The 24852-nt window shown below is 44.0% G+C and carries 24 protein-coding genes and 1 riboswitch; of the genes, 16 read left to right on the top strand and 8 right to left on the bottom strand.

All coding sequences use genetic code 11. The features are described 5' to 3' along the window. Nucleotides 1-62 precede the first annotated feature (62 nt). From MKY19_RS29395 to MKY19_RS29385, 3 genes are all read left to right on the top strand, one after another. Nucleotides 63-815, top strand: a complete 753-nt coding sequence (locus MKY19_RS29395; protein ID WP_076284950.1) for an SDR family NAD(P)-dependent oxidoreductase — start codon at nucleotides 63-65, stop codon at nucleotides 813-815. A gap of 181 nt (nucleotides 816-996) precedes the next feature. Further along, nucleotides 997-1683: a helix-turn-helix domain-containing protein gene (locus tag MKY19_RS29390; protein WP_339804558.1), complete on the top strand. Its 687-nt coding sequence runs from the start codon at nucleotides 997-999 to the stop codon at nucleotides 1681-1683. Between the two features lie 98 nt (nucleotides 1684-1781). After that, nucleotides 1782-3197, top strand: coding sequence for a hypothetical protein (locus tag MKY19_RS29385; protein ID WP_339799384.1), 1416 nt, complete (start codon nucleotides 1782-1784; stop codon nucleotides 3195-3197). Between the two features lie 62 nt (nucleotides 3198-3259). On the opposite strand, the gene MKY19_RS29380 is transcribed toward MKY19_RS29385, so the two are convergent. After that, nucleotides 3260-4750 (bottom strand): peptide MFS transporter, encoded by a 1491-nt coding sequence (locus tag MKY19_RS29380; protein ID WP_042192820.1) that lies wholly within the window; start codon nucleotides 4748-4750, stop codon nucleotides 3260-3262. A 310-nt stretch (nucleotides 4751-5060) separates the two neighbouring features. Between MKY19_RS29380 and MKY19_RS29375 the strand changes: the two genes are divergently transcribed. The 6 genes from MKY19_RS29375 (at nucleotide 5061) to MKY19_RS29350 (ending at nucleotide 10124) form a co-directional block, all read left to right on the top strand. Beyond that, entirely contained in the window at nucleotides 5061-5618 is a 558-nt protein-coding gene (locus MKY19_RS29375; RefSeq protein WP_339799382.1) for a TetR/AcrR family transcriptional regulator, read from the top strand. Between the two features lie 98 nt (nucleotides 5619-5716). Continuing rightward, a complete protein-coding gene (locus tag MKY19_RS29370) occupies nucleotides 5717-6691 on the top strand; it encodes an NAD-dependent epimerase/dehydratase family protein (RefSeq protein WP_339799380.1) in 975 nt (324 codons plus the stop codon). 85 nt (nucleotides 6692-6776) lie between these two features. Beyond that, entirely contained in the window at nucleotides 6777-7133 is a 357-nt protein-coding gene (locus MKY19_RS29365) for a nucleotide excision repair endonuclease (RefSeq protein ID WP_042192814.1), read from the top strand. Nucleotides 7134-7260: 127 nt separating this feature from the next. Next, nucleotides 7261-7923: a glycosyltransferase gene (locus MKY19_RS29360; RefSeq protein ID WP_339267830.1), complete on the top strand. Its 663-nt coding sequence runs from the start codon at nucleotides 7261-7263 to the stop codon at nucleotides 7921-7923. 177 nt (nucleotides 7924-8100) lie between these two features. Further along, nucleotides 8101-8823 (top strand): hypothetical protein, encoded by a 723-nt coding sequence (locus MKY19_RS29355; protein ID WP_042192810.1) that lies wholly within the window; start codon nucleotides 8101-8103, stop codon nucleotides 8821-8823. A gap of 5 nt (nucleotides 8824-8828) precedes the next feature. Further along, a complete protein-coding gene (locus MKY19_RS29350; RefSeq protein WP_339267828.1) occupies nucleotides 8829-10124 on the top strand; it encodes a polysaccharide deacetylase family protein in 1296 nt (431 codons plus the stop codon). A 23-nt stretch (nucleotides 10125-10147) separates the two neighbouring features. On the opposite strand, the gene MKY19_RS29345 is transcribed toward MKY19_RS29350, so the two are convergent. Continuing rightward, complete coding sequence (locus tag MKY19_RS29345; RefSeq protein ID WP_339267825.1) at nucleotides 10148-11209, bottom strand: endonuclease/exonuclease/phosphatase family protein; 1062 nt, start codon at nucleotides 11207-11209, stop codon at nucleotides 10148-10150. A gap of 156 nt (nucleotides 11210-11365) precedes the next feature. On the opposite strand from MKY19_RS29345, the gene rlmN reads away from it, so the two are divergent. The 4 genes from rlmN to MKY19_RS29325 all read left to right on the top strand — a co-directional run bounded on the left by rlmN (nucleotide 11366) and on the right by MKY19_RS29325 (nucleotide 14579). After that, nucleotides 11366-12436 carry a 23S rRNA (adenine(2503)-C(2))-methyltransferase RlmN gene (gene rlmN, locus MKY19_RS29340; protein ID WP_339799376.1) on the top strand — a complete coding sequence of 357 codons (1071 nt, stop codon included), beginning with the start codon at nucleotides 11366-11368 and terminating at the stop codon, nucleotides 12434-12436. Nucleotides 12437-12513: 77 nt separating this feature from the next. Continuing rightward, nucleotides 12514-12801 (top strand): DUF6509 family protein, encoded by a 288-nt coding sequence (locus MKY19_RS29335; protein WP_042192802.1) that lies wholly within the window; start codon nucleotides 12514-12516, stop codon nucleotides 12799-12801. Nucleotides 12802-13018: 217 nt separating this feature from the next. Then, complete coding sequence (gene greA / locus MKY19_RS29330) at nucleotides 13019-13498, top strand: transcription elongation factor GreA (RefSeq protein WP_042131553.1); 480 nt, start codon at nucleotides 13019-13021, stop codon at nucleotides 13496-13498. Nucleotides 13499-13649: 151 nt separating this feature from the next. Next, entirely contained in the window at nucleotides 13650-14579 is a 930-nt protein-coding gene (locus MKY19_RS29325; RefSeq protein ID WP_149645456.1) for an AEC family transporter, read from the top strand. A 76-nt stretch (nucleotides 14580-14655) separates the two neighbouring features. On the opposite strand, the gene MKY19_RS29320 is transcribed toward MKY19_RS29325, so the two are convergent. From MKY19_RS29320 to rpiA, 4 genes are all read right to left on the bottom strand, one after another. Further along, a complete protein-coding gene (locus tag MKY19_RS29320; protein ID WP_339243952.1) occupies nucleotides 14656-15498 on the bottom strand; it encodes an aldo/keto reductase in 843 nt (280 codons plus the stop codon). 58 nt (nucleotides 15499-15556) lie between these two features. Continuing rightward, the gene (locus MKY19_RS29315) at nucleotides 15557-16765 is read right to left on the bottom strand and encodes an MFS transporter (protein WP_076284942.1); all 1209 of its coding nucleotides are present in this window, start codon (nucleotides 16763-16765) and stop codon (nucleotides 15557-15559) included. A gap of 235 nt (nucleotides 16766-17000) precedes the next feature. Further along, nucleotides 17001-17969 (bottom strand): Gfo/Idh/MocA family oxidoreductase, encoded by a 969-nt coding sequence (locus MKY19_RS29310; protein WP_339799372.1) that lies wholly within the window; start codon nucleotides 17967-17969, stop codon nucleotides 17001-17003. Between the two features lie 33 nt (nucleotides 17970-18002). After that, the gene (gene rpiA / locus MKY19_RS29305) at nucleotides 18003-18671 is read right to left on the bottom strand and encodes a ribose 5-phosphate isomerase A (RefSeq protein WP_339799370.1); all 669 of its coding nucleotides are present in this window, start codon (nucleotides 18669-18671) and stop codon (nucleotides 18003-18005) included. Between the two features lie 142 nt (nucleotides 18672-18813). Between rpiA and MKY19_RS29300 the strand changes: the two genes are divergently transcribed. The 3 genes from MKY19_RS29300 (at nucleotide 18814) to MKY19_RS29290 (ending at nucleotide 22079) form a co-directional block, all read left to right on the top strand. Then, complete coding sequence (locus MKY19_RS29300; RefSeq protein WP_339799368.1) at nucleotides 18814-19761, top strand: sugar-binding transcriptional regulator; 948 nt, start codon at nucleotides 18814-18816, stop codon at nucleotides 19759-19761. Nucleotides 19762-19877: 116 nt separating this feature from the next. Then, nucleotides 19878-19981: riboswitch (purine riboswitch) on the top strand. A gap of 170 nt (nucleotides 19982-20151) precedes the next feature. Next, a complete protein-coding gene (locus tag MKY19_RS29295) occupies nucleotides 20152-20766 on the top strand; it encodes a xanthine phosphoribosyltransferase (RefSeq protein ID WP_339799366.1) in 615 nt (204 codons plus the stop codon). Further along, nucleotides 20760-22079 (top strand): nucleobase:cation symporter-2 family protein, encoded by a 1320-nt coding sequence (locus MKY19_RS29290; RefSeq protein ID WP_076121591.1) that lies wholly within the window; start codon nucleotides 20760-20762, stop codon nucleotides 22077-22079. Before MKY19_RS29295 ends, MKY19_RS29290 begins: the two co-directional genes overlap by 7 nt. A gap of 213 nt (nucleotides 22080-22292) precedes the next feature. Here the strand turns inward: MKY19_RS29290 and MKY19_RS29285 are convergent, their stop codons facing one another. Further along, nucleotides 22293-23429 carry a glycerate kinase gene (locus MKY19_RS29285; protein WP_339799364.1) on the bottom strand — a complete coding sequence of 379 codons (1137 nt, stop codon included), beginning with the start codon at nucleotides 23427-23429 and terminating at the stop codon, nucleotides 22293-22295. A 41-nt stretch (nucleotides 23430-23470) separates the two neighbouring features. Then, a complete protein-coding gene (locus MKY19_RS29280) occupies nucleotides 23471-24739 on the bottom strand; it encodes a GntP family permease (RefSeq protein ID WP_076284937.1) in 1269 nt (422 codons plus the stop codon). Between the last annotated feature and the right edge of the window lie 113 nt (nucleotides 24740-24852).

Below are 24852 nucleotides of genomic sequence, written 5' to 3'. Positions count from 1 at the left end.
ATAGTGTTACTATCATAACTCGAATTATTATATCACAATACGATTATAGAGGAGACTTAATTATGAATCGTCTAACTAATAAAGTAGCAATTATTACAGGTGCAGGCAGTGGCATGGGTCGTGAAGAAGCCCTTTTATTGTCCAAAGAAGGTGCTACAGTTGTAGCAACTGATATTAACGAAGCTGCTGTACAAGCAGTTGTAAAAGAAATCGAAGCCAATGGTGGACAGGCCGCAGCTTATGCACATAATGTAGCTTCCGAAGAAGACTGGATCAAAGTTGTAGAAGATGTGATTAGCAAATTTGGAAAAATCGACATCCTGGTAAACAACGCAGGAATCTCGTTCCCAGTTCAATTGCTTGAATCCACTGTTGATCAATGGAACAAAGTAATGAACATTAACGTAAGCAGCGTATTCCTTGGGATGAAACATGTTGTTCCTCAAATGAAGAACAATAAAGGTGGTTCCATCGTCAATATCTCCTCCATCGCAGGTTTGACTGGCAGCAGCGGTGCTGGCGCTTATACAGCTTCTAAAGGTGCCGTTCGTATGCTGAGTAAAGCAGCAGCTGTAGACTTTGGTAAAGATAACATTCGCGTGAACTCTGTTCACCCAGGATTTATCGAAACTCCAATGAGTGCTGAATTTGTAAATGATGAAAGAATGCATAGCTTCTTTATGTCCCAGACTGCATTGCCACGCGTTGGACGTGCTTCTGAAGTAGCTGAAGCTGTATTGTTCCTAGCTTCTGACGAAGCTTCTTATATTACGGGTGTTGAGCTGCCAGTTGATGGCGGAGTCGTGGCTAAATAATAAATTTCTAAATAGGAAACACTAAGAAAGTCGTCTCATGCGTGGATGTTATCTATGCGTGGGGCGGCTTTTTGCGTTCTAGGCGTCTCGATAAGTACTCAAGTAACGCTTGATATACAAAATTAATAGTAATAGATACACTGAAACCATCATAAATGAGGAGGAGATTTCAGTGTTCGATATGTTAAAGGTAGGCAAGAATATCGCTGATTTAAGAAAGCAGACGGGGATGACTCAGATGGGGCTTGCCGATCAACTTGGCATTAGTTATCAGGCGGTTAGTAATTGGGAACGAGGAGAGACTATGCCGGATGTTTCTAAGCTTCCCCAGCTGGCCGAAATTTTTAATGTGAGCATTGATGCAATCCTTGAAAAGAGCAAATCGACACAGATAGTAGTAAATGTACTCGAAAATACCACAGAACAATTTTTAAATCAAAATGAGCTTTCAGTAGCGGAAATTTCCGAAGTTGCGCCCATTCTTCTTACGGAACATGTGAACGAGGTATTTGAATATGTGAAGGATCCAGTATCGATACAAGATCTGCTATCCATCGCTCCATTTATAAGCGAAGAAGTACTAGATGAGTGCGCAAAAGTTACCTTTGAGCGAGAAGGAATTCATGCGCTGTTGTCTATTGCTCCGTTTATAAGCGATGAGATGCTGGATGAGTGTGCAAGAAGTACCTTTGAACGAGAAGGCATTAACGCATTATTGTCTATTGCTCCTTTTTTAAGTGACGAGGTACTAGATGAGTGCGCTAGAAGAGCTTTTGAACAAGAAGGGATAAAAGCCCTTGTGTCTATCGCACCATTTATTAGCGACGAGGTGATGGATACATTAGCAAAAGCGTCTCTTTCTATTTAAATCATAAAAATATTTAAGCGCCCATTTCTACCGAACATTAGCCTACACCCCTGCATAACATATAGCACTTGTAAGCAGGAGAAGGGTGTGGTTCAGAGATGGGCATCCAATTAACAGCGCTCCATTATGTATATTTGGCATTCATCGTGTTCATTATGGCACTTTTGATTAAGCGGCGGGATACAACGATGATCTGTATTTCAGGCATCTTTGTATTAGGCTGGCTCGCGACAGAAACGATTAGTGGTTCAGTCACAGGCGTATTCAACTCTTTTGTATATGCAACAAAGGAGTTAATGGGTACGATTATGATTATTTCGATCATTGTAGCCATGAGCAGAGTATTAACACGTACCGGAATAAACGAGACGATGGTTGCCCCACTTACCCGTTTTTTACGTACGCCGTTTATGGCATTTTGGGGCATTGGCTTGATTATGATGGTGACATCATGGTTCTTCTGGCCTTCGCCAGCAGTGGCCCTGATAGGGGTTGTGCTGCTGCCCGTTGCTATTCGCGTAGGATTGCCTGCACTTGGAGCAGCGATTGCGATGAATCTATTCGGTCATGGGATTGCGCTGTCGAGTGATTATATTATTCAAGGTGCACCTAAATTAACGGCAGATGCGGCAGGACTTCCGGTAAGCAGTGTCATGGAAGCGAGTATTCCGCTTGTTATAGTGATGGGTGTAGTCACTACGGTAACAGCCTATTGGATGATGCGACGAGATCAGAAGAACGGTACTTGGCGAGACGGACTTATTTCCGGGAAAAATGCCGCGAATGCGCTAGCTGCAGACAGTGACGCGGTCGAGGGTCAAGCGGTGATTCCTCCCACACTGAAGAAATGGCTGGCGATCGTTATCCCACTCCTGTTTCTAGCTGATGTAGCAGGTATGTTTCTGCTGGATTTACAGGGTGGAGACGCAACGGCCTTAGTTGGCGGGACTGCTGTATTTATCTTGGTTGTAGTAACATTGCTCGCACATCGTAATAAGGGACTGGAGCAAGTCACCTCATATCTAATTGATGGACTCACATTTGGCTTTAAAGTATTCGGTCCAGTGATTCCAATTGCGGCATTCTTCTATTTGGGAGATTCGGCCTTTGCTGAATTGTTTGGCAAAGTCTTACCTGCTGCTTCTCAGGGAATTGTTAATGATCTAGGGGTTGCTCTGGCGCATAATGTACCTCTTAATGGTGCTGTAGGTGCTGTGACCGCTACCATAACAGGGGCCATTACGGGCCTTGATGGTTCAGGGTTCTCGGGAATCTCACTTGCGGGGTCCATCGGAAAATTGTTCGCTGTTGCCACACATTCCGACGCAGCTACTTTAACTGCACTCGGTCAGGTATCTGCCATTTGGGTTGGCGGGGGGACGCTAATCCCATGGGCATTGATTCCAGCCGCCGCTATCTGCGGCGTAAGTCCATTTGAGCTCGCTAGACGCAATGTGAAACCGGTGCTGATTGGGCTGATAGTTACAACGATTGTTGCTATGTTTCTGGTGTAGACTTAGCTTAGAATATTGATTCAAAAAAAGGCTGCCGGGAATATCCCGGCAGCCTTATATATTTATCGTATACCCTTCATGAAATTTTGAATCTTAGAAGAGAACAGGAAGAGAATTAACGCGAGCACAATGGCGACTCCGCCTATGACTCCGAAGTACAGCATTTCGGTATCCGGGGTATAGAATTTCACAATTTGAGCATTAATAGCTTGTGCAGCAGCATTGGACAAGAACCACATACTCATCATCTGAGCAGTAAAAGCAGCTGGCGCCAGTTTGGTTGTTGCTGATAAGCCAACAGGCGACAAGCATAGTTCCCCAATGACGACGATAAAGTAGCTGAGAACCAGCCATAATGGATTCACCAGTGAATTGGCTCCACCGAAGTAAGCCGGTACCAGAATCACTAGGAAGGACAGACCGGCAAACAATAAACCAAGTGAGAACTTTTGTGGAATCGTTGGTTGGCGGTTACCGAGCTTTAACCAAAGCCATGCAAATGCAGGTGCAAGGGCGATAATAAATAGCGGGTTAAGCGATTGGAACCAAGCTGGAGAAATGTGTATGCCTGCAAAGTCCAACTGGGTACGCTTATCAGCAAAGCTTGCTAGAACTGTTGAAGTTTGTTCCTGAATCGCCCAGAACATAATCGAAGCAATAAATAAAGGGATGTACGCGAGAATCCGTGATCGCTCTACAGCTGTTGTTTTGGGACTGCGGTACATCACAATGAAGTACATTGTAGGAATAAGTAGCCCTAACACCCCTACGATTTTAATGAATGTCTCAAAGGTGAGTATTCCAGTAAGAATGCCGACCGTAACTAATACAGCAAGCACAACTAGTCCAATGCCAATCCAAGTAAATAATTTTTTCTTTTGTTCGGCTGGAATCGGGTTGCGTACAATCGTACCTGCCAGACCTAGATTTTTGGTGCGAGTCACTACGTAAACAACTAATCCAATAAACATGCCCACCGCGGCAATCGAGAAACCGAGATGGAAATTATTCATACCTACAGCGCCTACAATCAGTGGAGAGATGAATCCGCCGAGATTAATACCCATATAAAAAATGCTGAAAGCAGCGTCGCGGCGGTTATCTTGTTCGCTGTAGATTTCGCCTACAATACTTGATACATTGGGCTTAAGAAGTCCGGTTCCAAGCACGATCATAATCATCGAAGAAAAGAATAGCGTGGCATTTCCCGGTATCGCCAGTAAAATATGCCCAAACATAATTAGAACGCCGCCGTAAAAGACTGCCTTCGAAGTCCCGAAAATTCGATCCGCAAGCCATCCACCTATAATTCCAGACATATATACGAGTGATCCATAGATAGACATAATCGAAAGGGCCATATCCTCTGGAAATCCGAGCCCGCCTTTGCTTACTTCATAATACATGTAGTAAACAAGGATCGCTCTCATGCCATAATAGGAAAAACGTTCCCAAAATTCAGTAAAGAAGAGTGTGAATAGTCCCTTAGGATGTCCGAAAAATCCGGTTTGCGGGACACTATCTACAATTTTTTGCCTGTCTGTTGCTGACATGAATCAAATCCTCCTAGAAGCTAATTGCTCTTTTCATGAAGTTAACACAACTCTACACTACCTTAATATTTATAATACCCTCATGAGGAAAATCACAACCCTTTGGCGAGAAGGTTCTGAATAACGTCATATTTTTTAGTAATATTTCCAGTGGAAATAGGGAAAAAACTTTTACTGTATTTTCTGTACGGATGAAAGTTGTTAAAAATTATAGTTGATTTTAAGTTGCATTATTTAGGAGATGAGCATATACTCTAATCAAGAAAGTGATTGATCAATAACCTAATAGATTAGGTTGCGTAAGGAGATTATGATGACAACAGAATCTAGTTCCGGTCGCAAGAAAGCGGATGAATCGGTTTCCGTAAACCGCCGAGAACAAATCTTGGAGGCAGCGGTTGTTGTATTCGCCGAGAATGGCTACTACCGAGCTACGACAGCACAGGTTGCGGAAAAGGTAGGTATTTCTCAGCCCTATGTGTTTAAGGTGTTCAAGAATAAAGAAGAATTGTTTGTTGCTTCCTTAGAGCGGGCTTTTGAACGGATTATTCGTTCGTTTCAAGGAGTAGAGGCCACTGCAGATCAAGTGTTAAAGGAAAGCATTAAAGTATACGAGTTGTTGATGGAGACACATCCGAATGAGATTATTTTGCAAGTTCAGGGGTTAGGGATTCGCGATGAAGTCATCCGTGAAACGATGCAACAAGGAATGCTTGAGATCACCAACCTTGTGCACGAGAAGTTTATCGCCGCTGGGATCGAGCAGCCTGAAGTAGAGGTAAGTACCTTTATGGCCAATGGTATGCTCTGTAATATTTCTTTGGCTCTTGGAATGCCAGAGTTGAAGCCGAAACACCGGAAAGAGTAGTAGAGATGAAATTCATTCTAACATCTAAGAGCTCAGGCTCTTAGATTTATGATCGTTAGTTAGTGATTAATCAATAACAATAATAGGAGGGATCATTTATGTTAACAAAAGCGCTTGTGCTTGGTGCAACCGGGGGAACAGGGACGGTAATTATCGCTGAATTATTAAAGAGAGGGATAGAAACGGTGGCCTTTGGGCGATGGATTCCAAAGTTGGAGAAGCTTGCAACGAAGCTGGGTAATCCCGTCGCTCTTAAGCTAATAGCAGGGGACGTATTTAATGCGAAGGACGTATTATCAGCTGCACAGGATGTGGATGTTATTTTTCATAGTGCATCTGTTCCGTATAATGAAATGAGCACACGACTGTTACCTATGGGAGAGGCGGTCATGGAGGCGGCTAATAAGCTGGGGATAAAGGTTGTCGCAGTGGATGGCATTTATCCTTATGGAAGAAGACAGAATGACAAGCCGATCAACGAGGAATATCCGAAGAATCCCCATACAAAAAAAGGTAAAGTGAAACTTGAGTTTGAACAAATGTTTTTTAGCCAGCGTTGGAGTAAAGCACAGCGGCTCATTGTCCGTTTACCGGATTATTATGGACCTACTGCCAATGAGGCTTCCTATTTAGGATCGACTCTGGAGTCCATCGCTGCAGGTAAACCTGCAGTGTTCATCGGAAATATGACCGTTGCCCGTGAGTATGTGTATTTGCCGGATGCTGCTATCATGATTATTGAGCTCGCTAGTAGAGATGAAGCTTATGGTCAGAATTGGAACATTCCCGGGGCAGGCACAATCTCAGGACGAGATATCGTTAGAATAGCGCAAGCAGCAAGCGGCTCCAAGAAGCCTGTTATCTCATTAGGAAAGACTGGACTATCGCTGCTCGGTATATTCGTTCCAGTCATGAAAGAGATTGTTGAGATGCTGTATTTAACCAAAGAGCCTGTGGTCCTAAGCGGTGGTAAATACGAGCGTGTTGTGGGTCCAATTCCCGCTACTCCTTTTGAGCAAGGGATAACAGAGACTGTTCAAGTTCTAATGAGTCGTCAGTCCAAGGCAGAATAAAGAGCCAGGCTCATTGTGAAAGATAGAATAAAAGGCTAACTTATGATACTATTTACTCCTATATAGAAAGAGGACGTGAGCTAAAATGATCAACATAACTATGCCCAATGTGGATGTTAGTATTACTAAACAAATCAACCCGCAGCTAAGCAATATCTACGGATTCACTGATTTCCACCTAATTCCAAGAGATTACGGCGGTATCTTTATGTTCTACAATGACCAAGATGAGTTGTTGTTTGTAGGTAAAGCGAGAAAGCTAAGACCTAGAATCAAAAAACATTTCGAAGACACCGTATCTGATATTAAGCTGCATCGGGACGAGGTCACCAGAATTGATGTAAGTTTAATCGAGAGCCCCGTTCATAGAGAGATCTACGAAACGTATATCATTAATGAGTTGAAGTCTAAATACAATGTAGATAAAGTGATGTTCAGATAAGTTTAAGGAAGAGGCGCCGTCTAATGACGGTGCTTTTTTTTATGTACAAGAAGATAGGAATGAAATAAGAGTATCGGTACACACTATACAAGATTGTTAATAGATGCTTAAAAGGAGATAGGTCATATTGAAGCCTAAGTTTTTGATTGCGAAGTTAGTTTTTGTGTGTATGTTCCTTGTTGTTAGTGTAATGCCTGTAACTGCCGATGCTGCAGCCAAAGAGAAAAAGAGTTCACACAAGCAATGCTTTACGCCCTCTGTAATAGAGCTTAAGGATAATCTTAGGAAACTATGGAGCGACCATGTGATATGGACGAAAAACTACATAGTTAGCGCCTTTGCGAATTCCGAGGACAAAGAGAAGGTACTGGCAAGGTTGCTACAGAATCAGCAGGAGATAGGGAATGTTTATAAGCCGTATTACGGTGAGGCAGTAGGTGATAAGCTAGCTCAATTATTGCGGGAGCATATCCTTATTGCCGGAAAGGTAGTTGCTGCTGCACTAGCAGGTAATCAGTCGGATTTGGAAAAATACAATAAAGAGTGGTATGACAACGCTGACGACATTGCTAAGTTCCTTAGCGCACAGAATCCCAAATATTCGTATGAACAATTGAAGGAGATGCTTCATGAACATTTGGAGCTAATAACGGATGATGTGACAGCTAGAGCTAAAAAGGATTGGGATGCCGAGATCGTCGCTTTCGATAAAGGGCTTGAGCATATGATTATGTTTGGAGATATACTAACCGAAGGTATTGTTAAACAATTCCCCGATAAATTTAATTAAAACCAGAGCACCCGCAAGGGTGCTTTTTTCTTGTTATTGGCAAGAATTTAGGTCTTTTGATCCAATTCAAAAAGTTAGATATAAAGGCTCACTTACAGACAAGACAAGTAAACTATAATAGACTCGTGGGCACTCGACATTTTTTGACATTTTTTTATAATTGAGGTGATAAGATCAATGATTTCTCCCTTTTTTAAAAAGAAAGATTCAGTGGATAAGCAGTCCAAACCGGGTATGGTTCAAAAGGTGCAATTATCAGAAGAGCAGGGCGAGGAAGTAGAGGAACAGATTGCTGGCGAGACTTTAGCAGGAGTGGTTACTACAGGGAAAGCGCCGCTTGATAAAAAATCACTCGATTTGATCTTCTCCGTGGAGCAGATCATTCAGGCCAGACAGCATGCTGAGACGAATATTAATGAACTTCAGGATCGGTTGACTCATTCCAGCAGCCATGTTGAACGTTTGAACCGGGACATGAAGAATCTCAATAAAGTGATTGAGGAAAGAGAGAAGAACGTTCGAGAGCTTGAGCATAAATTGATTGAGAAGAATCTGAAAGTCGATCAAGTACTGGAAGATTATCGGGAGCTTCAGACTACCCTCACTGCAGAGATTGAAGAATTAAAGAGTACGATTGATCTAGAGCATCAAAAGTATGTAAATCTGATCCAAAAGCATAACGAAGCTCATGCAGAGAAGCTCAAGAAGATGAATGATCTGGAAGAGAAGCTTGGACGGATTGAAACTGAGAACGCGCATTTAAGACAGAAATACGATACGATCCGCCAAGAAAAAGCATATCTCTCCGGTATGATCAGCGATTTTACCAATCGTATGACCGTTCCTTTTGGGAATGGAAGCACACTGGCGGGACGAAATGACGAAAACGGAGATACATAAGATTCATGGCAATGAATGAACCGAGCACTGTTCTAATGATTGAGTTGCTGTCGCTTGAGCATGAACAGGCCGGTTACCAGATTGAAGTAGGTTTAACCCGTGATATTGGGTATGCCAGACGCATGCTAAACATAGACGAATTTACATATGAACAACTAAACGCGCTGGCTCCCTTTTTCGGGGAAAGAATGAGATTGTCATTGTATCCGAAGTGGGATCCATTTCGCAACAGTTATTACAGCACACTGATTATTATGAACCAAACCTTCAGCGAAACCATGTATTTTGCCTGCTCTGAATATTATGTGTCTCAGCTTCTTCAATTAAAGCAAGTGAACGATCCCCATGTACAGGAAGAGATTACTGTTGAAACTACGCCACCCTCTATACCTCCAGCACGCAGGCTAAGAAAGAAGAGCAAAAAACGGGTTGGAAGACTTAGACTGCAGAGTATCATGTTCGCTTGTTTAGTCGTTATATTGTTGTCTCTTCGAATGGGTGGTCAAGATATGGACCGTGCAGAAGGATTGGAAGGTCCCTCACTAGGCGCCAGCGCTGAGGGGATCGAGAAAATAGTCTCTCTACCATTCATTCCTCCTATTGGTAAGATAGAAGCGAGCCCTAGCCAGCAAGAGGAGTCTGAGCCTACGCCAGAACCTTCTAAACCTACACCAGAACCTACAGAGCCTCCTCAAGAACAAACACAGCGGTATGAGGAGATTAAATTAACCGGGAATAAATACACCTATAGCCTGCCGAAGGGTTACGTGGCCTTGTCATTTGATGATGGTCCGTCGAAGTATACGAAAGAAATCGTAGATATTCTAGTAGAACATGAGGTGGCAGCCACCTTTTTATTTGTTGGGAATAAGGTCGCTCATAATGTGGAAGCGGTTAAGTATGCGAATGAACATCAGATGTCGATCGGAAGTCATTCGTGGGATCATAGCAAGATGACCGACAATGGGGCTAACGAGAATCAAAATAATTTGGCGAAGGCTAACCGGGCATTGGAGCAAATCATTCAATCGCCGATTACTGTTTTTCGGCCGCCATATGGTGCGATTAATGATAAGTTAGCAGCCAAAGTGACAGAACAGCAGATGAAAGTATTGTTATGGAATCGTGATTCCGAGGATTGGAGACGCAAGACCTCAGAAGACGTCATTCAATTTGTTCATCATACTGATCCGTCCGGTGCTGTATATCTTTTTCACGAAAAGAAAATTACCGTAGAGGCATTGCCTGCCATCATTCAGTATCTAAAAGGGAAAAACATGAAATTCGTCATTTTTAAATAACATCAATGGTCCATGATTGGGTCTTATCTTAGAATAAGAGTAGCTGTTACAGGGTTATGATCGCTGTGTTCAAAAGATAGGTCATGGCCCTGTACGCCACTTATTGTGATATTCGGTGAAACTAGGAAGCCATCAATTACAGCCCGGAAATTTACACCTTCTGAATAAGCTACATCAAGTGTCCGGACGGACGGCACTTTAGCATCGACAGCCCATTGAAAGCCCTCCGGTTTGAAATCTTCAGGGAACTGCTGCAGCCATTCTGGCCAAGCTTGTGTAGTCTCAAAGGCCTCAGGGGTTGTGCCCGGTAAAGAATGATTCCAGTCTCCGCCTAAGATGAGGTAATTGCCTTTATCATTCTCTCTCTGAATATAAGTAGAAAGATATTCTAATTGCTGCTTGCGAATCGTTCCCCCTTGGTCAAAGGCTGATAAATGAAGGTTGATCAGGATCAGTTCTTTCCCGTTATCGACGGGGAATCTGCTCTCCATAAAGGCGCGGTCAAGTTCAAACAGTTGACGAGGCCAGCTTTCTTTTCCCGGAAGATCATATCTAACGTTACTTGTGCTACCGAATTTAGATAAGGTTAATAAACCGCTATTTACTGAGCCCATCGGATCAAGAACGGGAATCGGTACCCAAGGCACCTTGTAGTTCGTTGCGAATACGTTGCTGTAATCAGAGAAGGTATTCGATAACAAGGAGACCTCATCTATATGGTTGCTACGAGAAGAATCGAGATCTACCTCCTGCAACATAAATAAATCTGAGCCTGAAGTAGTCATTAGAGAGGCTATTGCCTCAAGATTTGTCTTCGTTTGTTCCTCGCTGCTTGAACGTGATTTGGTCCCGCCATCCATAAAGAAATCCTGATCCTTATCCAGCCCAGCATAGCCAATATTAAAGGTTGTTATTGCAAAAGGTTCTCCCTGCTTCATCATTAGTTCCTGATTATGGTTTACCGTTAGTGGAGTAGTCTCCTTCGGCTTATAATCGGCAATGGTAATATACAGTAAAAAGCCACCAAAGATTAGAACGGCAGCTAGAAGGGCAAAACCGATGATTTTTATTGTGGTTGAGCTCATTTGATTCGATCTCTCCTCAGATGTAATTTCATAGAACGGACTTCTAATGGTGTAAACTTCGACGCTTCGCTACAACTCCCCTTGTTTAAATAAAAAAAATTTGAGACAATGAGTAGTGATGGACTGAACTTTAATGTTTTGAAAAGAGGATAACGAATGAATATGGAATCCATTTATGGATTAACTTTTGATCAACTGGCGGCATGGCTGTTAGAACGTGGACATAAAAAATTTCGAGCTACGCAGGTCTGGGATTGGCTTTATCGGAAGCGGATTACAGAATTCTCAGAAATGCTCGATGTAAATAAAGATTGTGTAGAATTATTGGAGCAGCACTATGTGATCCATACGCTGGAAGAACATGTGAAGCAGGAGTCTGCGGATGGGACGATCAAGTTCCTGTTCCGTTTGAAGGATGGCAACCTGATCGAGACGGTGCTCATGAGACAGAAATACGGTTTGTCCGTATGTGTCACTACTCAGGTTGGATGTAATATCGGCTGCAGCTTTTGCGCTAGTGGACTGTTAGCGAAGAGTCGTGATCTTTCCAGCGGTGAAATTGTAGAGCAGATTATGAAGGTTCAGCAGCATTTGGATGCAGCAAACCTCGAACAAAAGGTTAGTCACGTTGTAGTCATGGGAATTGGCGAACCGTTCGACAACTTTAAGAACCTGCTCAATTTCTTATCGATTATTAAGGACCACAAGGGATTAGCCATCGCAGGAAGAGGTATTACTGTATCGACGAGTGGGCTTGCTAACAAAATCGTAGAATTTGCCGATGCGAATACACAGGTGAACTTGGCAGTATCGCTTCACGCGCCTAATAATGAGCTGCGGACGAAGATTATGAAGATTAACAAGGCCATTCCAATTGAGAAGCTAATGGAGTCCATAGATTATTATTTGGAAAAAACAAATCGCAGAATTACGTTAGAATACATTCTGATGAAGGATGTAAATGACGGCAAGGAGCATGCGCTTGAGCTGACCGAGCTAATCGGCGACCGGCGCCAGCTCGTCAATGTGAACTTGATTCCTTATAATCCAGTCGATGAGCACAGTCAATATCAAAGAAGCGAGCGGGAGACCGTACGAGCCTTTTTTGATACCTTGAAGAAGCAGGGCGTCAGCGTAAGCACTCGTCTGGAGCATGGTGTAGATATTGATGCAGCTTGCGGACAATTGCGAAGCAAGCAGATCAAGAAGTCGAAAGCTCTGGCTTGAGGGACGGGCGACCCCTTCATGCAGCTTTTTGTGATACAATGACGTGGCAGGTATTAGGAAAAGAGGTTGATTGAGCAATGTTGACATTTACAAGCTACAACGTGGAGAATGTTAAAGATCCTTTTGGTATACTAACCGGTAAACGGTATGAATTCGTGGTTCAACTGGATGTTCCAGAAGATGATGAGCTCTATGTAGAGAACGGAGTATCCGCTAGAGCGATTATTAAAGTGGATGAAGATCAAGTTAGCATCGTGAGTTATGATCTACAGGAGACAACAACAGGTCAGTTGCTTGACTTTGATATGGAAGAGGACGAGGAAGCAGCATTACTCCTTTTCTGTAAAGAGCATTTGCCAGAATAATGATGCAGCATTGACATCCTTGCCCAATGTTCAATTGTGGCAGGGATTTTTATTTAAATATAAGAAAGTATAGGTTTTGCACCTATACTTTAATTTTTATATTTCTCGCTTAAACGCTTACCGTCCTTACAAGGACGCCGAAGACGTTTATGCTTGTCGCATGAATGTGAAATATAGGTTAAAATATTAAAAAGCATCCAAAATAGGAGTTGTATACATGTCTAATGAAGAAGTGTTCTTGACCAAAGAAGGATTGGCTCAATTAGAGGAAGAACTGAAGGAATTGAAGGGCCCAGGGCGCAAGGAATTGGCAGCACGGCTCAAATTGGCGATCAGCTATGGAGACTTGAAGGAAAATAGCGAGTACCATTCGGCCAAGGACGACCAATCGTTCATGGAGACTCGTATTATGATTTTGGAGAAAATGCTGACCAAAGCCAAGATCGTAGATGAGAGTCAGATGGATCTGTCAAAGGTTAGTATGGGTTGTATCGTTACCCTGAACGATATCGAATACTCCGAGAAGATTGAATATAGAATTGTAGGGGCTGCTGAAGCAGATGTCCTAAACAACAAGATTTCCTATGAAAGTCCGCTGGGCAAGGAATTGCTGGGTAAAAAAGTTGGGGATATCGTTAGTGTAAACGCACCAATGGGTATCATCAAATATGAATTGCTTGAAATCAAAATGATGTAACACATGATAAAAAGGTCTCAACCCCGTTATAGGGGTTGAGACCTTTTTTAATTATAGGTAATGGCTATTGTGTATATTGATTTCATATCTTAGACGTCTTGCTCTGTTGCGCTTATAGTTTAGAGTAACTTAGAGCAGAGGAGTACTGTTCATGATCCAGAGCGTGTTATCAACGTTGTATCAAGTCATCGTGCCATTATCCATTCCGGTGATCGTCGGTGCACTGCTTGGACGGTTTAAGAATTTGGATACCAAGCCGTTATTGACGCTCTATTTATACTTTTTAACGCCGGCTATTATTCTTAATACACTGGCTACGGCCGAGATTTCTATGGATGATATTTACAAGACGCTCGCTTTTTCGCTGCTAAATCTATGCTTTTTATGGGCGATTGCAAATATCATCGGAAAGTTATTGAAGCTCGGCCCCTCTGAAATATCGGGATTGACTCTGGTCTCGACATTTACGAATAGTGTGAATTATGGACTTCCCTTGGTGTTGCTGGCTTTCGGACAGCTTGGGCTCGATAAGGCTTCTGTTTATGTGATTGGGCAGATGATTATCGTGAATACTGTGGGCGTTTATTTTGCGGCTAGATCGCAGTTCTCGGTGAAAAATGCGGTAAAGTCCGTGTTCTCTCTCCCTGCCATCTATGCAGCTATGCTAGCACTTTTTCTTAGAATATTTGACCTGCATTTACCTTCTGAGCTTGCTACAGGGGTCTCCATGGTTGCCGGAGGTTATTCACCAGTCGTACTGGCGATTCTGGGTGCACAGATGGTCAAAGTACGAACCATGTCATCTGAACGTAAGGGTCAGTCTACTTTTTGGACAGGGATGATCATTCGATTAATCTTAGCTCCACTAGTAGCATACCTCGGATTATCTATTCTGCATATTGATGGTATTTTATTCTCTGTGCTGCTGATTCTGGCCTCCATGCCAGTTGCCGTCAACGCGGTGGTATTAGCGGAACGATTTGACGCCTCTCCAGAGCTGGTATCCAAATGTATTTTATGGACGACACTTGCTTCCTTTCTTGTGTTGCCGATCCTTATTGTGCTAGTGCAAGGGGCGTAAAGACAAAAAGGACCCCTCTTTCATTTCTGAAAGATAGGGTCTTTTTTTACTGTTACTTAACCTAGCGGTTAATCTCTTAGAAGTCGAAATTATCAGGGTCAGGACCTACCCGTTGATCTTGGTTCAGAGCGTTGATTAGATTCATATCCTCTTCTGTTAACAGAAAATCAAACACATCTACGTTTTCGATGATCCGGTGCTCTTTAGTAGACTTTGGAATGGTAATAATTCCACGCTGCAGGTCCCAACGGATAATCACTTGAGCTACGGATTTACTGTGTTTAGCTGCAATTTGTTTCAGTACAGGCTGATCCAACAATTGCCCTTGCATTAATGGAGACCAAGCCTCCAGTTGAATTCCTTGTTCCTGGCAGAAGCTAAGCAGTGCTTGCTGACTCAAATAAGGATGGAGCTCCACTTGGTTTACCATCGGCTTAATTTCCGCATCCTTCATCACATCTTCAAGATGATGGATCTGGAAATTGCTGACCCCAATCGCTTTTACGCGTCCCTCTTTATACAAAGTTTCAAGTGCTCTCCAAGTCTCTTTATATTTTCCTTTTACAGGCCAGTGGATAAGATATAGATCAAGGTATTCAAGTCCAAGCTTAGCTAGGCTAGCTTCGTAGGCGGCAATGGTTTCTTCGTAGCCCATATCTGCAGTCCAGACCTTTGAAGTTACGAAGAGCTCTTCTCTGGACAGGTTGTTGTCCTGCAAAGCTTCTTTGATCGCTTGACCTACGCCAGTCTCATTCTGATAGATCGCTGCTGTATCGATGCTGCGGTAGCCGTGTGCAATAGCAGATTTGACCGCTTGGATCAGCTCAGAGCCTTCTTCGACTTGAAATACACCAAGTCCAAGCCAAGGCATGTTTACCCCGTTGTGTAATGCAGTTGTATCCTGTAGATGTTGAGCCATAATAAAATTACCTCCTGAGATATTTAATAGTTTGATTGGTTTGTTAATGCACAGCTGATTAAGCAGCTTCGGACTGGAGAAGAGTCTCGTCTTTCTTCTCCAGCGCACGACTCCAGGCGGTTAAGAATACTGCGGAGAGAACCATTATAGCACCCACCCAAGTGGTATGAATCAGTCCCATATGATCCGTGACAATACCACCAAGATAAGCCCCGATGGCAATACCAGCGTTAAAAGCAGCAATATTCAACGCAGATGCCACATCTCGCGCACTCGGAGCATATCGATCTGCAAGTGTAACTACGTGTACTTGTAGACCAGGTACGTTCATGAAGGCTAACAATCCCATAAAGAAGATCGTAAGTAGTGCAGCCACTTTGAAGGGTGCGGTAAAGGTTAAGACGAACAGTACAACAGCTTGTATAGCAAACATGTAGAACAGGGCATTCATAGGGTTACGGTTGGCTAATTTGCCTCCAATGACGTTGCCGATGGCGATCGCTATGCCATAAACAAGAAGGATGATGGCAACGGTACTCTCTTTGAAACCGCTGATTTCATGGAGAAGTGGAGATAAATAAGTAAAGACTACAAAGGTACCTCCATACCCTAAAGCAGTGATTGCGAAGGCAAGCAGTAACCGTCCATTCTTCACGAGTTTGACTTGTTCGCGAAGCGGTGTTCGGGTTCCTTTGCGCAGCCCTGTGGCAGGGACCAAGATCAGATTACCGATGAGCGCTATAAGCCCGATGGCAATAATGGCGATGAATGCAGCTCTCCAGCCTAACTGTTGCCCTAGGAAGGTACCCAGTGGCACACCGGTAACAGTAGCTACGGTTAGCCCTGTGAACATGATCGCAATAGCGCTGGCTTTACGATTCTCAGGCACAAGGTCGGCGGCAATGGTCGAAGCAATCGACATGAACAGACCATGCGAAAGGGCAGATATTACTCTAGCTATTAGCAGAATTGTAATACTGTCCGCAGCCGCGGCAAGGCTATTGCCGATAATAAATACAATCATAATGATAAGCAATAATGTTTTGCGCGATATCGCCGTGGTCAGCGACGTTAAGATTGGGGCGCCAAAGGTTACCCCTAAAGCGTACAAAGTAACAGTTAATCCAGCTGTGGTCAGCGGTATATTCAGGTCATCAGCGATTAAAGGCAGCAGCCCTACACTGATAAACTCGGTGGTTCCGATCGCAAAGGCGCTAATGGCTAAAGCCAGGAGTGCCAGGGTACTTCTTTTTTGGTTTAACAACATGTCTCTCACTCCTACACTCTGATAATCACCGGCCGGTAAGTGCAATTATGAAGGCATGAGTCATTTAAGTATAGTACGTACTTTAAAGTGCTATAGGTACTAAAAAGTACCTATAAGAAATCACCTAAGGATATTGTCATCCATTCCTAGAAAATTATCCGCAAAAAAGCGTTGGGCTTCCTTCAGTTGAAGGGAATACCAACGCTTTGATGATTGATCTATTGTGTTCAGTATGTTATTCGAAGCTGTATTTGATTCCCCATTGTTCTCTAACATTACTCATAATGTCCATGACATCTAAGGAGAGCTTGAGGGTTTCCTGGTTGCCTTTTGCCGCGATATAGCGCTGCATATCCTCGATTTCGTATTGTAGCGCTTTGGAAGTATCGCCGGCTTCGATCGTTTCTAGGGTGCCATCTAAATATTGAATTGTAGCTGTAGAGGCCCGTGGGAAATTGTCTACAGTAATAAAGCCAAGTTCTCCAGCAACGACGCCGCGTTTAGGCATTTTGGAGCGCATGGTAAGGGAGATGATCGCCATTTCATCGGCATCGTTGTTCAGAATGATTCCGGATTGTTCATCGACGCCTGTCTCAAAACGTTTCACTGTCGTTAGAATTTCCTGTGGCTGTTTGGACAGGAAGAATCTTGTGAAGGACAAGGCATACGTCCCAATATCCAGCAGCGCCCCTCCAGCCAAATCTTTGCTGAAGAAACGGTTGTTCACATCATATTCTTTATGGCTGCCAAAGGAGACTTGCACCATTTTGAGGCGTCCGATCTTACCTTCATCCACGATTTTCCGTAGCTTTTTGTACAGTGGCATATGGTAGATGGTCATAGCCTCTGCGACGACTAAACTTTTTTGTTTAGCAAGCTCGGCGATTTCCTGTAGTTGTTTGCTATTTACGGTGATCGCCTTTTCACAGAGGACATGTTTGTTATTCTGCAAGCTTTCTATGATGTATTCGTAGTGGTTACTATGTGGTGTTGAGATGTAGACGACATCAAATTCTGGATCTTGCAGCATTTCGCTGTAATTGCCATAAGCCTTCTCCGCTCCATATTGGCTCGCGAACGCCTGGGCTTTCTCTAAGGTTCGTGATCCTACCGCATATAAAGTTCCGCCGATGTCATCTAGAGCAGCCGCAAATTCATTAGCGATACTTCCCGGGCCGATGATTGCCCACTTCAGATTGTCCATGGTTAGCACCTCGCCTGTTTTGATTGTTTGAGCTTACTTAGAGATTACCTTGATTCCACTTGAACCAGCCACAAGTGCTGAGGTAACTTCTTTCGTGAATAGGGAGGTCTCAATGACCCCGTTAATGGCTTTGAGTTCAGTTTGAAGAGCAGTGCTATCCTCTACCTTGTCAAAAAAGACATCCAGCAGCACATTGCCGTGATCACTGACCGTATACCCATCCTTACTTGCGCTTGTTCGAATCTCAGGCTTGCCGCCCAGCGATTTCACGGAATGTTGAACATAACTAAGAGCATCCATAAGAATTTCCAATACTACGGGATGCTTGAAGGTTAGCTTGTTCACAAGTTTAGTTTCATCTACCAGCAATATATAATGATCCGCCATACTAGCAATCAGTTTTTCTTTCGTATGAATGCCGCCACCACTCTTAAGCGCATGCAGTTGCTCATCCACCTCATCACAGCCATCAAAAGCAACAGCTATTCGGTCAACGGACCAAGTGGGTACAACCTGCAATCCATTTTGGACACAGAGTGAAGCTGTAGTGAAGGAGGGGGTCACTACCTTTACTCGAAGATCTGCTTCTTTAATATTCCCGATTAAATAGGAAATCGTACTACCCCCACCTAAACCAATGGTTGTGTCGTTCTCAATATACTTTAGAGCTTCTACGGCGCAACTTTTCTTTCTAAAGTCCATATTCAAAGCCGATCATCTCCATTAAAAAATTGAAAATTTGCACATTTGTGCAATATAATAAAAAATGTGCAAAATAATCGTCTACAGTATAGCTAGGGGTTATGGATTCGTCAAATCCTTGAAAAAAGCGAGGAGTTCTATCATGGATCGAAAAGAAGACAAGAAGCTGCTCATTAAGATTGCACAAATGTACTATGAGCAGAATTTAACGCAAAGTGAAATTTCTAATGAACTTGGCATATATCGCACCACCATAAGTAGGATGCTGAAGAGAGTCCGTGAAGAGGGCATCGTTACAATCACCATCAATTACGATATTGGAGATCATTGTACACTGGAGCAGGAATTGAAAGAACGGTTCGGGCTGAAGGAAGCCATTGTTGTAGAGGTAGATCCAGCCCAGTCCGGGGTGATCAAGCGTAAAGCTATTGGACAGGCTTGTGCAAGATGGCTGGAGCAAGTGGTTCAGCCGAAAGATACGATAGGGTTCTCTTGGGGAAGCAGCTTAGCTGCCGTTGTAGACAATCTGACCCTCGGACAGAGGCCTTTTGTAACCTGTGTTCCTACGGTGGGTGGTCCATCTGGAAAGATGGAGAGCGGATACCATGTCAATAATATCTGCTACCAAGCTGCCTTAAAGTGGGGGGCGCGCTCATTAATGATTGACGTGCCAGCGATCACGGAGCAAAAGGAAACCAGAGATCAACTGATGCGTTCGCAGTATTATCAAACCATTGCGAAGGCATGGGATCGGCTGGATATCGCTATATTCGGCATTGGATCACCGGAAATTAAAGGCGAAGAGGCATGGCGCGGATTTTATGGCGATGCTGTGATTGATGAGCTGGAGGACGGGAAAGTAGCTGGTGATATTTGCTCGCGTTTTTATGATGGCAATGGATTGCCTGTACGCACAGCAATATCGGACCGAACGTTGACCATTGAGCTGGAGCAGATCAGACGAGCGAGGTACGCTATTGGTGTAGCGGAATCGCTGGAGAAGGTTTCGGGCATCTTGGGCGCGCTAAATGGCGGGTATATGAATGTGCTCGTAACGACCGAAGAAACGGCGCAGAAGATCTTGGAGTAACCCCTACTAAATGTAAACAATTGAATTTCGTGAAAATAACCTGAAAATGGTATGCAAAACACTAAAAATTTTGCTTGTAAGCACCAGACAGAGCGTGTAAGATATACAAGGTATTCATATCGGACATTAATAAAACTCATATAATCTTGGGGATATGGCCCATAAGTTTCTACCGGATAACCATCGTAATTATCCGACTATGAGTGAAATAGCGCATCTAGGGTTCCGCTTTCTTCTTTGGAGGAAAGGTCTGGACCGAGCGATGCGGACACTATGTAGTGTTACACCACTAAGGGACAAAAGCCCAGAAGGACAGATTCACTTGAGAGAAACGACTCAAGGGATTTGTCCTTTTTTGTTTTTTTAATGAAGAGGAGAGATTAGTTCACGATGAAAGTACTTCAAGAGCGCATTAGACAAGAGGGTCTTATTTTATCAGATACGGTACTGAAGGTAGATTCATTTCTGAATCATCAGGTCGATACGGAGCTAGCGCTGCAAATCGGTCAAGAGTTCAAAAAGTTGTTCGGTCATCAACCGATCACTAAGGTGATTACGATTGAAGCTAGTGGGATTCAGTTCGCCATGGCTACTGCGATTGCATTAGGTGTACCGTTTGTTTATGCGAAGAAAAAGAAAGCAGTAACGCTCTCAGAGGCTGTCTACTCAGCGCCTGTACATTCCTTTACTCGCCAAGAGGATTATCTGGTCAGCGTCTCCCAGAAATATCTTGGAGCGAATGACAAAGTGCTTATTGTGGATGATTTCCTCGCTACTGGTGCTGCACTTGTGGGACTGGTTGATATCGTAAAAGAGGCAGGAGCAGAGCTCCTTGGCGTCGGTTGTGTCATTGAAAAGAGCTTCCAAGAAGGCCGGAGCCTTCTGGAGAACAGAGGCATAGAAGTCCATGCCTTGGCCCGTATTGCATCTATGTCACCAGGTGAAATTCACTTCATTGATAATGAAAGCTCATTAGAGAAAATCAAGGAGAGTGCGGGATGTTAAGCAAGCAAAAGGTATTTACGTTAGGTCTTCAGCATGTCCTAGCCATGTATGCAGGAGCAGTAATTGTACCGCTGATTGTTGGGGGTGCCTTGAAGCTAAATGGGACTCAAATGGCTTACCTCATCGCAGCCGATTTGTTCACTTGCGGATTGGCTACACTGCTGCAAATAATGGGCACCAAGTATTTTGGTAGCAGGCTCCCAGTTATTCTTGGATGTACCTTTACAGCCGTTGGCCCGATTATTGCGATTGCCTCGACACATAATCTGGCGACTGCGTACGGTGCGATCATTATTTCCGGTTTGTTCGTTGTTCTTGCGGCCCCGCTTTATGGGAAGCTGCTGAAGTTCTTCCCGACCATTGTAACGGGTTCTGTCGTGACCATTATCGGGTTATCTCTTATTCCAGTAGCTATGAATAACGTTGCTGGCGGAGAAGGCAGCGCTGATTTTGGACAACCCCGCAATTTGTTGCTTGCACTGATTACACTACTTGTCATTTTAGCAGTTAACCGTTTCGCCACTGGATTCCTGCGCTCGATCTCAGTTCTGGTAGGTCTTGTGGTGGGTACAGCGATTGCTTATGGAATGGGTATCGTTAACTTTTCTACGGTAGGTGACGCTTCTTGGGTGAGCATCGCACAACCGTTTTACTTCGGATGGCCTGAGTTCAGTCTTACTGCAATCTTCACTATGATCATCGTTAATATTGTTAGTATGGTGGAGTCTACTGGGGTTTATTTTGCAGTTGGTAAAGTAATTGATCAGAAAGTTGAACAGAAGCAGATCGTAAACGGACTGCGTTCCGAGGGAGTAGCAATTATGCTGGGCGGAATTTTTAATGCCTTCCCATACACTGCTTTTTCTCAAAATGTGGGTTTGATTTCGCTGTCTCGCATTAAGACTCGTAATGTTATTTTTGCCGCTGGCGGGATCATGATTGTACTAGGACTCCTGCCTAAGCTGGCTGCCTTGACGACGATTGTACCGAATGCCGTACTTGGTGGAGCCATGATTGTCATGTTCGGATCGGTTGCCGTTTCCGGGATATCTATTCTATCCGATGTGGATCTCCGTAAGGATGGTAATCTACTGATTGCTGCTTGCAGTATTGCTGTTGGCTTAGGTTCAGCGACACTTCCTGCAATGTTCGCAGAGCTGCCTGAATTTGCGCGGATGCTGCTACAGAACGGTATCGTATCCGGTTCGCTTACAGCGATTGTACTGAACATTGTCCTCTCCAAGACAAAGGATGATGTGCAGGTAGCGGATAACACCGTACCTGTTCTTGCAAAGGAATCTCAAGTCTCCTAAACTTTATTGGATTGATGAAAAGGCTCAGACTAGGTGAAGTACAAACCTAGACTACCTGCAAAGACGAAATAAAAGATCTGACTCGGCTTCATGCACGGGTCAGATCTTTTTTTAAATATAATAATATATTATTCCACGCTTTAAAAAATCCTTATATTTTCTCCAGAAACGATTAACGTCTTTCATGGACGACAACTTCGTTTCTTCTTATGATTAACGGTTACTATGTTTGATTAATATCCCTATATTACGCGCGGTGCGCTCCATGTTGAAGGAAGCATCGGTGAGCGCTTTATCTAACGTACATACTCCAGGCACGATGGAGAAGAACATATCGATACCATGCTCGTTCACGGCTTCTACGCCAGTACCGAGGGAACCCGCTAAGGCAATAACAGGTACACCAGCGGCTTGTGCTACTTTGGCAACACCAATCGGTGTTTTACCATAGACGGTTTGGCTATCCATACCCCCTTCGCCTGTGATGACATAATCCGCATCTTTCACTTTATCCGCAAGCTTCATGGCATCGACGACGATGTTCACGCCTCGCTTCAACCTGGCTCCCAGGAAGGCCATTACGCCAGCACCAAGTCCACCTGCTGCACCCGCACCTGCTGTATCATTCACTTCTTTTCCGAGATCGCGCGCAATGATGTTTGCTAAACGTGCAAGATTTGCATCCAATTGCTTCACCATGTCGGGTGTTGCACCTTTTTGCGGACCGAAGATGGCGGATGCCCCGCGCTCACCAGTTAATGGATTGTCTACGTCACATGCGGCTACCACTTGTACACCTTGGAGTCTCGGATCTACATGATCACTATCAATACGGGTAACTTCACTTAGCGATCCTCCACCGTATCCAATCTCCGTTCCATCTTCTCGCAGGAAGCGGAATCCAAGCGCTTGTGCCATGCCTACACCGCCATCGTTGGTTGCACTGCCACCAAGACCCATAATAATAGAACGTACGCCTGCATTCAGCGCATGAACGATAAGCTCTCCTGTACCCTTTGTCGTGGTGATCAACGGATTACGCTCTTCCTTCGGCACAAGTCCAAGTCCAGAAGCAGCTGCCATCTCAATAATCGCGGTCTTTCCATCTCCCATAATGCCATAAAATGCATTCACAGGCTGACCGAGCGGCCCTGTTACGTCACAATGTACAATTCGTCCGCCTGTCGCATCGACGAGTGACTGAACTGTACCTTCGCCGCCATCTGCCATCGGTACTTTAATATATTCTGCATCGGGAAAAGAGGAACGAAGTCCTCGTTCTATGGCCTCACAGGCTTCCATTGCTGTCATACTTTCTTTGAATGAATCTGGTGCCAATACAAACTTCATGCTCTTCACATCCTTTTGTGTTGTTTATGCTTCAACAGTTGTTATAGGAACCATTGGAATACACCGAATACTAATGTCGAAACGATCGCTAGTGTTAGACCAACTGCGGTTTCATAAGGAATCAATTTCAGACGCTCTTTCATCTGCATGTTCACACTGCCACCAGTTGCGTGGAAGAAGCTGCCGTGAGGCATGTGGTCTAATACAGTCGCACCAGAGTGAATCATTGCCCCTGCTCCTAGCGAAGCTACGCCAAGTCCCATGATGGTGGAGCCGAATACAGAGCTTGCTACGGCTGTGCCTGCTGTTGTCGATGCTGTTGCAAGAGACATTAACGCACCACTGATTGGAGCAAGCAAGTATGCCGGTAGGCCAGATGCAGTAAGGCCGTCGATAATAACATCCTTTAATTGTGAATTTGCAATGATACCAGCTAGTGTACCTGTCCCGATTAACATGACGGCTACACCCGTCATTTTACCAAGACCAAATACAGCGAACTCATTTAACTTCTTAAATCTTCCCATTGCAATGGCGCCTACGATACCTCCTACTGGAAGCGCGATAACTGGATCGATTACGATGCCTGCAATTGGACGAAGGGATAACAAGATAATGGCTACAAGTGGAGCTAGAAAGGCTGTAAAGAAGCTTGGAAGCTGCTCATTCGGATTATTCGTTACCTCAGAAGCTTCTACTTTACTGCCTTTATTATTTAAACGCTTTGCGATGAAGTACGTTACGATAATCCCGAATACGGCTGGGATTATACCTGCTGCCATCAACGAAGTTAATGGAATATGAAATGCATCTGATGCGGCAATCGCATTCGGGTTAGGTGACATGATGTTACCGGCTTTACCGCCGCCGATCATAGCGATCAGAATTGCCAATTTCGATAGATTCGCACGTTGTGCGATAGCTAATGCAATGGGTGCTACAGTAATAACAGCTACATCCACGAATACGCCGACCGCTGTAAGCACCATTGTTGCTAAGGCTAATGCGAGTAATGCCCGTGTCTCGCCGGCCTTCTGAACCAACGTCTCTGCAATCTTTTTCGCCGCGCCTGATTCAATCAATACACCTGCTAACACACCTGCTGCCAAGATGCGAAGCACGGCAGGAATCATCCCTTTAGCACCATCCATCATCAGCGTAATAGTATCCACCATACTCACGCCGCCGATTAAACCACCTACTAACGCACCGATCATCATGCCGTAGGCTGGCGGTACTTTTTTCAATATTAGAACAATTGCCACAACCAATGCAGCTAAAGCACCTAAAACGCTTACACTCACTGTCATGAGTTATTCCTCCCCAGGTTTACACATAGTTGTATATATCGATATGTGGTTTGAGCTCATACCTATACTTTAGCGTTTATTTGTAAGCGTTTCATTAGGCGGAGAAATAAACA

Source organism: Paenibacillus sp. FSL R5-0744 (genome assembly GCF_037972555.1).
Taxonomy (GTDB): domain Bacteria; phylum Bacillota; class Bacilli; order Paenibacillales; family Paenibacillaceae; genus Paenibacillus_AQ.
This window is presented reverse-complemented; position numbering and strand designations above follow the sequence as displayed.

Excerpts from the sequence above, each read along its gene's own strand:
- MKY19_RS29395 (WP_076284950.1), top strand. The coding sequence starts at position 63 with ATGAATCGTCTAACTAATAAAGTAGCAATTATTACAGGTGCAGGCAGT.
- MKY19_RS29390 (WP_339804558.1), top strand. The coding sequence starts at position 997 with ATGTTAAAGGTAGGCAAGAATATCGCTGATTTAAGAAAGCAGACGGGG.
- MKY19_RS29385 (WP_339799384.1), top strand. The coding sequence starts at position 1,782 with ATGGGCATCCAATTAACAGCGCTCCATTATGTATATTTGGCATTCATC.
- MKY19_RS29380 (WP_042192820.1), bottom strand. The coding sequence starts at position 4,750 with ATGTCAGCAACAGACAGGCAAAAAATTGTAGATAGTGTCCCGCAAACC.
- MKY19_RS29375 (WP_339799382.1), top strand. The coding sequence starts at position 5,061 with ATGATGACAACAGAATCTAGTTCCGGTCGCAAGAAAGCGGATGAATCG.
- MKY19_RS29370 (WP_339799380.1), top strand. The coding sequence starts at position 5,717 with ATGTTAACAAAAGCGCTTGTGCTTGGTGCAACCGGGGGAACAGGGACG.
- MKY19_RS29365 (WP_042192814.1), top strand. The coding sequence starts at position 6,777 with ATGATCAACATAACTATGCCCAATGTGGATGTTAGTATTACTAAACAA.
- MKY19_RS29355 (WP_042192810.1), top strand. The coding sequence starts at position 8,101 with ATGATTTCTCCCTTTTTTAAAAAGAAAGATTCAGTGGATAAGCAGTCC.
- MKY19_RS29350 (WP_339267828.1), top strand. The coding sequence starts at position 8,829 with ATGGCAATGAATGAACCGAGCACTGTTCTAATGATTGAGTTGCTGTCG.
- MKY19_RS29345 (WP_339267825.1), bottom strand. The coding sequence starts at position 11,209 with ATGAGCTCAACCACAATAAAAATCATCGGTTTTGCCCTTCTAGCTGCC.
- rlmN (WP_339799376.1), top strand. The coding sequence starts at position 11,366 with ATGAATATGGAATCCATTTATGGATTAACTTTTGATCAACTGGCGGCA.
- MKY19_RS29335 (WP_042192802.1), top strand. The coding sequence starts at position 12,514 with ATGTTGACATTTACAAGCTACAACGTGGAGAATGTTAAAGATCCTTTT.
- greA (WP_042131553.1), top strand. The coding sequence starts at position 13,019 with ATGTCTAATGAAGAAGTGTTCTTGACCAAAGAAGGATTGGCTCAATTA.
- MKY19_RS29325 (WP_149645456.1), top strand. The coding sequence starts at position 13,650 with ATGATCCAGAGCGTGTTATCAACGTTGTATCAAGTCATCGTGCCATTA.
- MKY19_RS29320 (WP_339243952.1), bottom strand. The coding sequence starts at position 15,498 with ATGGCTCAACATCTACAGGATACAACTGCATTACACAACGGGGTAAAC.
- MKY19_RS29315 (WP_076284942.1), bottom strand. The coding sequence starts at position 16,765 with ATGTTGTTAAACCAAAAAAGAAGTACCCTGGCACTCCTGGCTTTAGCC.
- MKY19_RS29310 (WP_339799372.1), bottom strand. The coding sequence starts at position 17,969 with ATGGACAATCTGAAGTGGGCAATCATCGGCCCGGGAAGTATCGCTAAT.
- rpiA (WP_339799370.1), bottom strand. The coding sequence starts at position 18,671 with ATGGACTTTAGAAAGAAAAGTTGCGCCGTAGAAGCTCTAAAGTATATT.
- MKY19_RS29300 (WP_339799368.1), top strand. The coding sequence starts at position 18,814 with ATGGATCGAAAAGAAGACAAGAAGCTGCTCATTAAGATTGCACAAATG.
- MKY19_RS29295 (WP_339799366.1), top strand. The coding sequence starts at position 20,152 with ATGAAAGTACTTCAAGAGCGCATTAGACAAGAGGGTCTTATTTTATCA.
- MKY19_RS29290 (WP_076121591.1), top strand. The coding sequence starts at position 20,760 with ATGTTAAGCAAGCAAAAGGTATTTACGTTAGGTCTTCAGCATGTCCTA.
- MKY19_RS29285 (WP_339799364.1), bottom strand. The coding sequence starts at position 23,429 with ATGAAGTTTGTATTGGCACCAGATTCATTCAAAGAAAGTATGACAGCA.
- MKY19_RS29280 (WP_076284937.1), bottom strand. The coding sequence starts at position 24,739 with ATGACAGTGAGTGTAAGCGTTTTAGGTGCTTTAGCTGCATTGGTTGTG.